General features: G+C 59.7%; 10 protein-coding genes. 3 read left to right on the plus strand and 7 right to left on the minus strand.

Annotation, left to right across the window (positions count from 1 at the left end; translation table 11 throughout):
* Positions 1-175: 175 nt before the first annotated feature.
* The gene (locus tag DK871_RS27545; RefSeq protein WP_161907381.1) at positions 176-1,450 is read right to left on the minus strand and encodes a glycoside hydrolase family 68 protein; all 1,275 of its coding nucleotides are present in this window, start codon (positions 1,448-1,450) and stop codon (positions 176-178) included.
* A gap of 289 nt (positions 1,451-1,739) precedes the next feature.
* On the opposite strand from DK871_RS27545, the gene DK871_RS27550 reads away from it, so the two are divergent.
* Positions 1,740-1,961, plus strand: coding sequence for a PLDc N-terminal domain-containing protein (locus tag DK871_RS27550; protein ID WP_003190416.1), 222 nt, complete (start codon positions 1,740-1,742; stop codon positions 1,959-1,961).
* Positions 1,962-1,975: 14 nt separating this feature from the next.
* Positions 1,976-2,491: a hypothetical protein gene (locus DK871_RS27555; protein ID WP_161907382.1), complete on the plus strand. Its 516-nt coding sequence runs from the start codon at positions 1,976-1,978 to the stop codon at positions 2,489-2,491.
* A gap of 15 nt (positions 2,492-2,506) precedes the next feature.
* Here the strand turns inward: DK871_RS27555 and DK871_RS27560 are convergent, their stop codons facing one another.
* A complete protein-coding gene (locus tag DK871_RS27560; RefSeq protein WP_161907383.1) occupies positions 2,507-6,652 on the minus strand; it encodes a CheR family methyltransferase in 4,146 nt (1,381 codons plus the stop codon).
* Positions 6,653-6,960: 308 nt separating this feature from the next.
* On the opposite strand from DK871_RS27560, the gene DK871_RS27565 reads away from it, so the two are divergent.
* Positions 6,961-7,818: an SDR family oxidoreductase gene (locus DK871_RS27565; RefSeq protein WP_161907384.1), complete on the plus strand. Its 858-nt coding sequence runs from the start codon at positions 6,961-6,963 to the stop codon at positions 7,816-7,818.
* A gap of 391 nt (positions 7,819-8,209) precedes the next feature.
* On the opposite strand, the gene DK871_RS27570 is transcribed toward DK871_RS27565, so the two are convergent.
* The 5 genes from DK871_RS27570 to DK871_RS27590 all read right to left on the minus strand — a co-directional run bounded on the left by DK871_RS27570 (position 8,210) and on the right by DK871_RS27590 (position 11,250).
* Positions 8,210-8,449: a hypothetical protein gene (locus DK871_RS27570; protein ID WP_161907385.1), complete on the minus strand. Its 240-nt coding sequence runs from the start codon at positions 8,447-8,449 to the stop codon at positions 8,210-8,212.
* Complete coding sequence (locus DK871_RS27575; protein WP_102666061.1) at positions 8,446-8,703, minus strand: DUF6555 family protein; 258 nt, start codon at positions 8,701-8,703, stop codon at positions 8,446-8,448. Before DK871_RS27575 ends, DK871_RS27570 begins: the two co-directional genes overlap by 4 nt.
* A gap of 102 nt (positions 8,704-8,805) precedes the next feature.
* Positions 8,806-9,087: a hypothetical protein gene (locus tag DK871_RS27580; protein WP_161907386.1), complete on the minus strand. Its 282-nt coding sequence runs from the start codon at positions 9,085-9,087 to the stop codon at positions 8,806-8,808.
* Positions 9,088-9,127: 40 nt separating this feature from the next.
* Positions 9,128-10,417 carry an SDR family oxidoreductase gene (locus DK871_RS27585; protein WP_161907388.1) on the minus strand — a complete coding sequence of 430 codons (1,290 nt, stop codon included), beginning with the start codon at positions 10,415-10,417 and terminating at the stop codon, positions 9,128-9,130.
* 80 nt (positions 10,418-10,497) lie between these two features.
* A complete protein-coding gene (locus DK871_RS27590; protein ID WP_161907387.1) occupies positions 10,498-11,250 on the minus strand; it encodes an OBAP family protein in 753 nt (250 codons plus the stop codon).
* Positions 11,251-11,744: the final 494 nt, after the last annotated feature.

The raw sequence follows: 11,744 nt of genomic DNA on the forward strand, positions 1-11,744 counted from the left end.
TGACTGTCAGGCCGTCTTCGCAGGCAAGCCAGCTCCCACATTGGATCGCGGGGCATCAGTTATATCAGCGTCGGCTGCCAGGCCGTCGCGGGAGCAAGCTCCCTCGCCACAGGTGCAGCGGATATTCACCGCGGGTTTGTCATCGAACTCAAACCCACTCCCTCATAGCCTCCGGTTACTTGAGCGTAACGTCGAGCATCGGCGGGATGTAGCCGTAGTCATACTCGGCGACTACGAACGTTTGCTGCCCTTTGATCTTGATGCCCACGGTCGGTGCCTCGGTGCCACCGATACGGATCTGCGTGCCGGTGTCGTCGGTCGGTACGCTGTCGATGAAGGAGGTCACCAGGCCGTTGGGCATGACGCAGTGCGAGTAGGTCTGGAACGGTTGGGAGGACGGGTTGCCCAGCACCAAACCAGAGCCGTTCAACGGTACATACGGGCCGAACAGCGAGTCGGCGACGAAACCGTACACGCCGTCCGGGCCGGTCACGCCGTCGGCGTAGGTGAAGGTGTGGCTGATGGTGAACAGGTAGTACTTGCCGTCCTGGAACACGAAGTGCGGGCGTTCGGTCTGGTCGTTGACGCCGACTGCGGTCAGCAGCGGTGGCAGCATTTCCCAGTCGTCGCCGTCTTCGTCGCGGGCCACGGCGATACCGACGCAGGCGGTCTGGAAGCGCGAATTACCGACGTCTTCATAGCCTGGCGGCACGTCGCCGATTTCGGCTTTACCGACCTTGTGCGAACCGCGTTCGCCGGCCACGTTGCCTTCGAACAGCATGTACAGCTTGCCGTCCTTCGGGTCGCGGAATGGCCATGGATCGCGAAAGCCCCAAAAGGCGTTTTGCGCTTCGGTCTGGTACATCTTGCCGTCCGCCTCGAACAGTGGCTTGACCTTCTCGAAGCCCACCAGGCTGACGCCATGCTCGGTGGTCACCACGCGGCCACGCACCTTGACGATGGTCGCGCCGGGCGTGACGGCGGTGTAGTACAGGTCCACTTCGCCTTGTTCGTTCAGCAGGATCGGTGTGCCAGCCCATTCGCGCACGGTGGGCGAAACCCCTTCAGCCATTACCCGGCCGCCGAGCTTCCAATCTTTGCCGGTGCGGGAGAACCAGTAGTACATCTTTGCCCGGCCATGGCGATCGTTCCAGTCGCGGATGACGTCGTAGTTGCCATTCTGATCGAGGTATTGCGGGTCGTTCGGGTGGCGATCCGCGGTGAGGGTGAAGATCACCGACCAGCCGTCGACGGAGGTGATGTTGCCGTCGATATCACGCAGCGGCATGGTGTCCCAGATAAACACCTCGTCACTCAATACCGGGAAGTTCGCGCTGACCAGTGGCTGGGTGGTGGTGGGGTCGTCCGCATGCACTTTGAGCGCATCGGCGCGGGTCCACAGGCTGGGTTGATGGGGTGTTTTGCCAAATTTTGCAGTGGTGCTTTTCATAGGAAACCTCGTCCATGTAGGGATTCAAATAACTGTATTTATATACAGTTATTTGACTTTAGAAGAATCGAATCCTTAGGTCAAGGCAGAAAATGCATTTATGCATAATTTGGTTTTTTCTTTGAGCTGACACGTTTCAGCTTGTCTTGTTTAAAGAGGTTCGTTCATAAACAGATCGGCGAACTTGCCCACGTGATGGCGGCAAAGCAATCCTCAAGCAAAGCCCCCTAAAAATAATGAACCCTGTCCGCACCCGCGCACCCAAAGTTACATAACCTGGAGGTGCATCATGCAAACCACTTACTTCTGGATAGGCCTGGCAGTGATCCTCGTACTGCTTGATGCGTGGATCATCAACAGCATCTGGCGCAGCGATAACGCCTCGGCGAGCAAGGCAGGCTGGAGTGCTGTCGTCGTGGTACTGCCGTTCCTGGGCGCCGCAATATGGGCGATTGCCGGCCCAAGGGGTGTCACCAAGGGGCCGTCTTCTCCCGAGCACAGCAAGGGCTGAGTCCGGGCCGCGCTATGAACCACCCAGACCCCGACGACTTACAGAGCCGCAACTACCCGGTACCGGAAGATATGGCCTTGCAGCGCAAGGTCTGGCGCTTTGAAAGGGTGGGTTGGTACGCGCTGCTGGTGCTGATGGGGCTGAGCCTGGCGGGCCTGTTTTCCAGCGGGCCGCTGAGCACCCGCGAGGTGCGCAGTGCCGATGGACAGTTGCGCGTGGAGTACCAACGCTTTTTACGCAATGGCGCCTCCGATGGGCTGGTGATTCATGTGCAAGGCAAGGCCCAGGAACCCTTGGAGGTCAAGCTGAGCGGCGAGCTGCTACGCGGTTTCAATATCGAGATGCTGCAGCCTCAGCCGCTCAAGGCCAGGGCGGCCGGGGAGGGCGTGAGCGTCTGGATGCTGAGTGACAGCGCCGGCCAGGCAGTGTTGTACCTGACCTTGCGCAGCGACACGGTGGGCAGTGTGGATACTCAGGTGTCGCGACCCACGGGGGCGTCCGTGCGCTTTTCTCAGTTCATCTACCCTTGAGCGGCTGCCCCACGCCTAAGGGTGTGAGCGGCACAGTTTTTCGATCAAGGTAATCAACGAGTCATGGCCCACGGGTTTGCTGACATGCGCATTAAAGCCCGATTCAGTCGCCTTTTTCTGGTCATTGCTAGCGCCATAGCCGGTTAAGGCAATAGCCGGAGCCTGTCGAAGGTGGCCGACTTTGCGCAGCTTCTGCATCAGCTCATGGCCATTCATTTTCGGCATGCCGATGTCCGAAATAATCACGTCGTAATGAGCATCCCGGGCGGTTTCAAGCGCGCTCAAAGGGTCACTGAAGGCGCTCACTTGGGCGCCTTCCATTTCCAGCAGCATGTTCAGCACCTCAAGCACTTCGGCTGAATCATCGACCAGTAAAACCTTGAGGCCATTAAGGCGCTGATCTTCGTTGTGGGTAGCGCCGCGATCCAGCAGATGATCCTGCTGTTCGCACAGCGGCAACCAGATCGAGAAGGTGCAACCAAAGCCCAGCCCTCGCGAGTGCACACTCACCGAACCACCATGGGCTTCCACCAGTTGCCGCACCAGCGACAAGCCAATGCCCAGGCCTTCGCGCTGGTGGGTCTGATGCTGGTTTTCCGCTTGCCCGAACAGGTCGAAGATTTTCTCCAGGCTGTCTGCGGCCAGTCCTGCGCCGCTGTCGATGACATCCAGTTGCGCGCGCCCGTCCGTTCGGCTGACCACCAACTGCACCTGGCCGTCCTCGGGGGTGAATTTCAGGGCGTTGTTGACCAGGTTCCAGATCACTTGCTCGATGCGCGTGGGGTCTACGTCAACGATCAGTGGCCCCGGCACCGAAGGGGTTTGAAGGCTGACCTGGCGACGATGGCCGTCGGCAAGCACCACGCTATGAATGTCCTTGAGGGTGCGAATCAGGTCGATCGGTTGCTTTTTCAGCTTCAGCTTGCCCGTGCGAACCCGCGCGACATCCAGCAGGTCGTCAATGATCCGCGCCTGGCTGGACACCGCTTCGCAGATGGTATTGACCGCCTTGATGGCCGGCCCCGCAACCTTGGTGGCGGGCAAGCGCCGCAACAGTTCGGCGTTCAGCTGGATCAGGTTCAACGGGTGCTTGAGTTCGTGGGACATCACCGCAAAGAACTCATCCTTGAGGTGGCTGTTGGTCTGGGTTTCCTTCAAGCGCTGATTCTGTTCATCCTGGGTGCGCTTGTGGCCGGTAAGGTCCCGGGCAATCTTGACGTAGCCGCGCAAACTGTTGCTCTTGAGCTGGGTGACCTCGCCGCTGCAATAGAAGCGGCTGCCGTCCTTGCGCACGTGCCAGCGTTCATCTTCGCCACGCCCATGTTCGCGGGCGGTGCGCAGTTCGCTCTCCGGTACGCCAGCGGAGCGGTCTTCCGGGGAGAAAATCAGGTCGTAATAAGCGCCCAGCACCTCGTCCTTGGTGTAGCCGAAGATCAGTTCGGCACCGGTGTTCCAGTCGGTGATGGCGCCATGGTCATCGAGGATGATGATGGCAAAGTCATGGGTGCTCTCGGCGACCAGGCGCATGCGCTCCTCGCCCAGGCGCAGCTCCTCTTCGGCCTGGCGCCGCTTGGTGATATCAATGAAGGTCAGCACGGTACCATCAATGTGATCTTCGCTGGAGCGGTAGGGCAGCAACCGCGCAATGTACCAGCGGTCGTCGTTGCTGCTGATTTCCCGCTCGATCATGCTCAGCGACTCAAACACCGTGGTGGCGTCTTCGGTCATTTGCGGGTAATTGAGGCGGTGGGTGATGTCCAGCAGCGAACGCCCGGTGTCCACCGGCAGCATGCTGAAAATATCCGTGGCCCGCGGCGTGAACCAGCGGATGCGCATATTGCGGTCGACGAAGACCGTGGCGATGTCGGTGGACGCGATCAGGTTGGTCAGGTAGTCGTTGACCTTGTCCGTCTCTTCCACCTTGGTCTTGAGCTCGAAATTGACGGTCAGCAATTCTTCGTTGATCGACTGCAGCTCTTCCTTGCTGGTTTCCAGCTCCTCGGTGGCCGAGCGCAGTTCTTCGTTGACCGCCTGCATTTCTTCGTTGGAGGCCTTGAGTTCCTCGCTGGAGACTTCCGCCTGTTCGATGGTGTCCTGCAGGTGCAGCTTGGTGCGTTGCAGCTCGCGCTCCAGGTTGCTCATGATTTCGTTTTCCGCCTGGCTGACGGTGTCGATGTCGGGCAGCTGGGGGTCGACGGCGGTTTCCTGGAAGATCACCAGGACGTAGTCGTTTTCGGTCGCTTCATCGCGGTAGGGGCGGGCGCTGATGTCCACCAGGAAGGGGCCTTGCTCGCGTTGGATGCGGATCTTGCGCGAAGACACCGGGCTATTCGATTGCTGGACCTGGAACAACGTGGTGCGGATATCGAGGCGTAAATCGGGATGCACCAGCGTCAGCAGGTTGTGCGTCACCTCGCCGGCCACGTAGCGCAGGAATCGCCCGGCGCCTTCACTCATGTGCAGGATATCGGCCTGCATGTTCACGATGACGCTGGGCGGCGCGGCTTTTTCCAGGGCGCGCAGGTGGATGTCCGCGAACGAGACCTTGTTGGGCGCCTTGGTTTCAATCGTCAGTGTCGTGGTGCTCGGGCGCAGATAGCCGCCTCGCGGCATGGTCGGGGCGCGGCGTACGGCGGATGAGCCGGCACGCACCCTGAAAATGCGGTTGCGCTTGTCCACCGGTACGAACAGGTCCAGGCAGCCGTCGGCCGACTCCGAAGAGCCGAGGAACAGGTAGCCACCGGGGCGCAACGCGAAGTGGAACATTTGCAGGATGTCGCGTTGCACTTCGCGGTCCAGGTAGATCAACAGGTTGCGACACACGATCAGGTCGATCTGCGAGAACGGCGGGTCGGCCAGCAGGCTGTGTTTGGCGAACAGCACCTTTTCGCGAATTTCCTTGCGCACCCGGTAGTGCTGGTTCTTCTCCTTGGCAAAATACTGGCGCAACCGTTGGGGCGGTACGTCGGTGATGATCGCTTCGGGGTACACGCCGTTGCGACCGTGGGTGATGGCCCGCTCATCAATATCGGTGGCAAACACCTGCATCTTTGCGCCGCTGGCGTCCAGCGCCAGTTGTTCGGCCACCAGCATCGCCAGGCTGTAGGCCTCTTCGCCGGTGGAACAACCTGCCGACCAGATGCGCACTTCCTCACGGTGCGGCACGCTGTCTTCCAGTGATTTCACCAGGTTGGGGATCACGTCCCGCTCAAGCGCTTCGAAGGCCTCGCGGTCGCGGAAGAAGTTGGTCACGCCAATCAGCATGTCGCCCAGCAACGCCTTGGTTTCGTCCGGGTTGGCCTGGAGGAAGTTGTAATAGGTGGCCAGGTCGGGTTGAGCCGTGACTTGCAAGCGCCGCTCGATACGGCGCAACACCGTGGCGCGTTTGTAATGCTTGAAGTCATGCCCGGTACTGGCGCGCAGCTGAATCAGAATATCCAACAACAGCTGCTCGGCCACGGCGGCATCGCGCTCGGTGCTGGGTGGGGTGGTCTTGATCTCAGGGTCGTTGGCGGTGGGCAGCACAATCGACTGGGCATTGCGCCACAGCTCCAGCAGCTTCTGCGGCATTTCCACCACAGGCAGCACCAGGTCGACCATCTGGGTTTCGATGGCTGCCAGCGGCATGCCATCGTACTCGGCATCTTCCGGCGCTTGTACCAGGGTGATGCCGCCTTGCTCTTTGATCCGTGACACCCCCACCGCGCCGTCTGAGCCGGTACCGGACAGGATCAGGCAAAACGCGCGTTCTTTATGAGTGTCTGCCAGGTCGCGAAAAAACAGGTCGATGGCAATGTGCGTTCCACCTTCGCGCACGGCAGGCGAGACCGCCAGGTAGCCGTCGTTCATCTTCAACAGCTGCGCCGGTGAGATCACGTACACATGGTTCTTTTCGATGGGCGTGGCGTCATTGACCTGCGACACCGGCATGCGGGTCGTTTCCTGGATGATCTTGTCTGCCACGCTTTGATGGTCGGGCGAAAGATGCAGGACCACCACGAAGGCCATGCCGCAGTCTTTGGGCATGTGCTCAAAAAACGCTTTTACGGCCTGCAGGCCACCCGCCGACGCACCGATACCCACCACCGGGAAATTCAAGTTGCTCGGGGTCAGATCTTTGCGTTGCGGAACGTTGGGGGACCGCGGGGGGGCAGACTTCATAAATACCAACCTTGGTTAACGGCGCACAGGAAGACGGGGTGTAGAGGGAAGAACTTGAACAACGAGGGCGAGGGCTGAACCGACAGTGAAATATAGCTGAAAACCTGCTGCCAACAAAAAAAGCCTTGAGCCACCCGGTCATTCGACAGACCACTACGACCCGGTTGAGACGCGCAACCGTCGGAAGGTTTAATCAAACTGACGAGTGGCCACCGTGGGTGCACGGTTATCCGATTTTCTGAAAATCCGTCTGAACTTCGCTTGCTGGTCAACCCTCGCAAAGAGAAACCCACCCAGGAGACGTTCTGATGAACAGCTATCCAAAACCACCCTTCAACGCCCAGCAACAGCCCGTGCCAGGTGAGCAGCGCAAGATGGACCCGATGCCCGATTGCGGTGAGCAGTCGTACCAAGGCTCGGGCCGGCTCGCCAATAAAATCGCCTTGGTCACCGGCGCCGACAGCGGCATCGGGCGGGCCGTGGCCATTGCCTTTGCACGTGAAGGCGCGGATGTGGCGGTGTCGTACCTGGATGAACATGAAGACGCCAAGGAAACCGCACGTTGGGTCGAGGCGGCGGGTCGTCAATGCCTGTTACTGCCCGGCGACCTTGGCAATGCGGCGCAGTGTACGGCGATCGTCAACGACACCGTGGAGAAGTTCGGCCGCATCGATGTGCTGGTCAACAACGCGGCGTTCCAGATGACCTATCAGTCGCTGGAAGATATCCCCGACGAGGACTGGGTGAAAACCTTCAACGTCAACATCACCGCGATGTTCCGCATCTGCAAGGCCGCGCTGCCTCACATGGCCGAGGGCAGTTCGATCATCAATACCAGCTCGGTCAACTCCGACATGCCCAACCCCAGCCTGTTGCCCTATGCGGCTACCAAAGGCGCGATTGCCAACTTTACCGCCGGCCTGGCGCAGATGCTCGGCGAGCGTGGTATTCGCGTTAACAGCGTGGCACCCGGGCCTATCTGGACACCGTTGATCGTCTCGACGATGACGCCAGACATGGTGAAAAACTTTGGCGGCAACACCCCATTGGGACGCCCAGGCCAGCCGGTCGAAGTGGCGCCGATCTACGTGCTGCTGGCGTCGGATGAAGGCAGCTATATTTCTGGCGAACGCTACGGCGTGACGGGTGGCAAGCCGATACTTTGATCAGTGATTGAGGAGGGCGGTATGAGCGAAGCTTCGAAGCGCCACGAGCCGAGTCCTTCCGAGCGCAAGGTGCGTCCGCCGTCGGAGAAGCGAAACGATAAATCGCAGGCGCCGGCAGGCGGACGACAGGCAAAGGAGCAAGGCGGTGTTGCCCCTGGAGGCCCTTCGAAAGACCCTGAGTCAGGGGCGTGAATGCGAGGGGATATATACTCGGCCTGACATCCTGACTGGTTGTCAGGCCGCTATCGCAGGCAAGCCAGCTCCCACATTTGGATAGCGCGGTTGTAGGAGCGAGCTTGCTCGCGAAAAAGCTCACCGGCGCCGCGTTTATCCAGGAAACACGCGTTATCGTTGACGTTTTTCGCGAGCAAGCTCGCTCCTACCGGAGAAATTATTTTCGCTTGGAACGATGAATCCGCATCCACTCCCGATAGGCCAGCGTACGCTGCGCATCCGCACGTTTCTTCGCCTCGGTAAAGCGCGCCCACGTCTGCGCATCGCCGCTGTAGGACTCGATAATCTCGTACGCCAACGCATCCAATCGATCCGCTTCGAAAAACATCTCGGCGTTTCGCGTGACTTCATCGTTGCGCCTGTTTGTAGTGGTGTAACCAAGAGTCTGGCTGTTCATCCTCTGAGGCCCTCCGCCCATTGAATCTGTGTCGCGCCACTCCAGCGCACCTGGGTAATGCCGTATTTCTCCGCCATCGGTTTGGATACACGTTTGAACGTGTGTTGCCCAAATTTGGGGATGACGGCCACACCAGCGTCACAACTGGCCCAATGCCAAGCCTCGGCATTGTCCATGCGCGGCGCGCGCACGATGAAGGATTTGGGCTCGCCGTGCAGCTGGTACTCGATAGTGAATAGGTCGTTGTGTTTCATGAGGCCTCCTTGATACTCATGAAGTACAGATATTTGACGTCAAAAATAATTCAAATAAGTTGTCCGACAATTCGATGACTGGGCGCAGGGCGTGTTTGAGGCTTAATCATCGACCGTAAAGCTGACCCATCCAGGCCCATCGGCCGGGCGTTCCAGCTCGGCAATGACGCCGCTGACGGAGGTTCCGTCGGGCAAATTCACGGTGATAAAGTTGGGATTGCCGGGCCAATCCAATGGCGTGTCAAAGTCCAGGCGTGCAATGGTCGGTTTACCACTGCTGCTCATTTGGATGTTTTTTGACTCGTTAAGGCGTTCATCTGAGGGTGTGCCAAGATGACGCGAGGCAGTGATGACACTGGCAATACCTTGGTAGTCGTAAGACATGTTGGGTTACCTCATGTAAAGGGGGCAGTGGCTCCCGCGTTCATTTGTGACGCGCTGAATATTTGCGCGCAACGACAACGCCGCCCACCAGCAGCGCTGCGCCTATTGCAACCATCCCATAGGGCGTACGGCGGGTTTGCCGCCAACCGCCTTCGACACGACGTTCGCCGCTTGCCGGGGTGTACAGGTTGCCCGTTGACGTCGCGGCGCGCTGGCTGCGCTCCAGGCCGAGGCGCGTGAGCCAACCGGATAACCGGGCAAAGCCGGGCAGCAAAAAATGCGCGACGCGGGCCACGGTGGCAGCGCTGCCTACCGTGGTGCTGTCCCTCGGTTGCAGCGCACAGGCCACCATCGCTTGCGCGACTTTATGCGGGTCATAGACCGGTGGCGGTGGCGTCAAGGTGTGGCCGGTAAAATTGCCGCCATCGCGAAAGCCTGGCGTGTCCATCACGGCGGGATAGATGTCGCACACATGAATATCGGGGTAATCAGTCAGCTCCCCACGCAGTGCTTCAGTCAGGCCGCGCAGGCCGTATTTACTGGCTGAGTAGGCGACGGCATAGGGCTGGGCTACCCAACTGCCCAGGGACAAGGTGTTGATCAGAATCCCGCTGTTCTGAGCTTTGAAATACGGCCACACCACGTGGGCGCCGCGCAGGTACCCGAGCAGGTCGGTTTGCAGCACCTGTTCGTGGGCTTCCAGGGGCGTGTTTTCGAAACTACCGACCGCGCCGACACCGGCATTGTTGATCCAGATATCGATGCGACCATTGCCGAAATCCGCCGCTTGTTCGGCAAGGGCGCGCATCTGGTCGCCCTGGGTTACATCGGTTTTAACGGCGATGGCCTCGGCGCCGCGCGCAGCGCATTCCTCGACAACCTCTTCCAGGGCCTTTTCATCCCGGGCGGCCAATACCAAGCGGGTACTTTGCTCGGCGAAGGCGTGAGCAGCCGCACGGCCAATGCCGCTGGAGGCGCCAGTGATCACTACGGTCTTACCGTGCAGTTTTCCCTTGGTCGGCATGCGCCCAGGCAAATCCTCGGGCACGTGGACGGGCACGGGATGCAGTTGCAGGCGGGTACCGTCAGTCAGTACCAGGGTCAGGTTCTCGAGGGTACCGGCGACGCGGTCGGGAAACACCGGTTCGCCTGTGGCGTCGAGCTCATCATAGATAAACGTCTGGCCTTCAAGCCATCCGACGGCCGTCATCAATTCAGGGCCCAGGTAGTACTTTCCGTCCAGGAAAAACCCGCTGAAGTTCGGTGTGCGCTCCAGGTTTTCCACGGCGTATCGCTCGCCAGGCCTCATTCCGGTTGCGGTATCAATCATCATGACATCCTCCTTTGGCTGGTCTTGGGTAGAGAAGGGCCCGCCAATGATCGTTCAATCCAAATGACTGAATGGCGGCGTCAGTGTCGGTGGGCCTTTTGGGTTGGGTCGGCGATCTGGATAACTGTGCCCTGGCGCCACGCGTCTGCACCGGGTGCAATGGGCGGTGCAGGGATATCGGCGCGAGACTTTTTCTTTTCGGCACTGTCGATGCCCAGGCGTTTATCTCGCTCGGCGACCATACGCGGGTCGGCCTGGCCGTCAGCGGTGAACCCCATCATCAATTGCGGGACGCCCAAGGGCAGGCGCTTATCCAGATCGGTATGCCAGGTGTGCCAGGTCTTGCCGTACGTGTGCACCAGCTTCTCCATCAGTGCATGCTCCGCCACCTCGGGGATTCCCGGAGCCACCAGTTGCCCTGACTTCACTTCATGCACATGGCTGTGCCACAGCGCCTTCTCAGGGGCGGGCAGCGTATTGAATTGCGCCTCGCTGATGATGTATTCCACGCCCATCAGCTTTGCATCCTTGCGGTTGCCGTCGTAGATCACGCACTGGATGACCTCTTCATTGAGGATCGCGCAGTAGTGATGGGCTTCCATTTGTACATCGGGATGGCCGTTGTAGAAGTGAAAGCCGTCCAGGTAGGCGTTCAGTGCGTCAATCGGCGGGCGAGATTGAAGCAGGGCGGCGCCGGCTTCCAGCGTTCGGGTCGAGGGCGTTGTGGGTTTTCCGGGGGCCTCGACATTCGAGGGGGAGTTGTTGCCAGCGCACGCGCTGAGCAGGGCCAGCATCGCTGCTGCGGCTAAGGGTTGGGTGGGGTTGTCAGTCATGGTCGGCTGCCTCCTGTTGCCGGTGTGGTCACGCTCGAGGATCTGCGTCAGGGTTGATCCTGTTCTCGTTTGAAAGACCAGCGTACGGGGCGTTCAAAATGCTTTGAGTTGAACACTCATTCATGTGGGAGCTGGCTTGCCTGCGATGACGGCCTGACACCCGCTCCCTATCTACCTGATGCCCCGCGATCAAACTGTGGGAGCTGGCTTGCCTGCGATGGCGGCCTCCCAGCCGATGCCTACCTACCTGACACCCCCGCAGTCCAAATGTGGGAGCTGGCTTGCCTGCGATGGCGGCCTCCCAGCCGATGCCTATCTACCTGACACCCCGCGATCAAACTGTGGGAGCGGGCTTGCTCGCGAAGGCGGCCTGACAGGCGACACTGTTATACCGAGTACATATCCATTCCTGCGGTCACGGCCACTTAGGGTTCCGCCCTGACGGCGGGTCACTTTGGAAAAGCCCCAAAGTAACCAAAGGGCTCTTGCCCCAC

The sequence above is a fragment of the Pseudomonas sp. L13 genome (assembly GCF_009935965.1).
Lineage (GTDB): Bacteria > Pseudomonadota > Gammaproteobacteria > Pseudomonadales > Pseudomonadaceae > Aquipseudomonas > Aquipseudomonas lactis.

Bases quoted from the DNA above. Each gene is read 5' to 3' on its own strand.
- DK871_RS27545 (WP_161907381.1), bottom strand. From the start codon at position 1,450: ATGAAAAGCACCACTGCAAAATTTGGCAAAACACCCCATCAACCCAGC.
- DK871_RS27550 (WP_003190416.1), top strand. From the start codon at position 1,740: ATGCAAACCACTTACTTCTGGATAGGCCTGGCAGTGATCCTCGTACTG.
- DK871_RS27555 (WP_161907382.1), top strand. From the start codon at position 1,976: ATGAACCACCCAGACCCCGACGACTTACAGAGCCGCAACTACCCGGTA.
- DK871_RS27560 (WP_161907383.1), bottom strand. From the start codon at position 6,652: ATGAAGTCTGCCCCCCCGCGGTCCCCCAACGTTCCGCAACGCAAAGAT.
- DK871_RS27565 (WP_161907384.1), top strand. From the start codon at position 6,961: ATGAACAGCTATCCAAAACCACCCTTCAACGCCCAGCAACAGCCCGTG.
- DK871_RS27570 (WP_161907385.1), bottom strand. From the start codon at position 8,449: ATGAACAGCCAGACTCTTGGTTACACCACTACAAACAGGCGCAACGAT.
- DK871_RS27575 (WP_102666061.1), bottom strand. From the start codon at position 8,703: ATGAAACACAACGACCTATTCACTATCGAGTACCAGCTGCACGGCGAG.
- DK871_RS27580 (WP_161907386.1), bottom strand. From the start codon at position 9,087: ATGTCTTACGACTACCAAGGTATTGCCAGTGTCATCACTGCCTCGCGT.
- DK871_RS27585 (WP_161907388.1), bottom strand. From the start codon at position 10,417: ATGATTGATACCGCAACCGGAATGAGGCCTGGCGAGCGATACGCCGTG.
- DK871_RS27590 (WP_161907387.1), bottom strand. From the start codon at position 11,250: ATGACTGACAACCCCACCCAACCCTTAGCCGCAGCAGCGATGCTGGCC.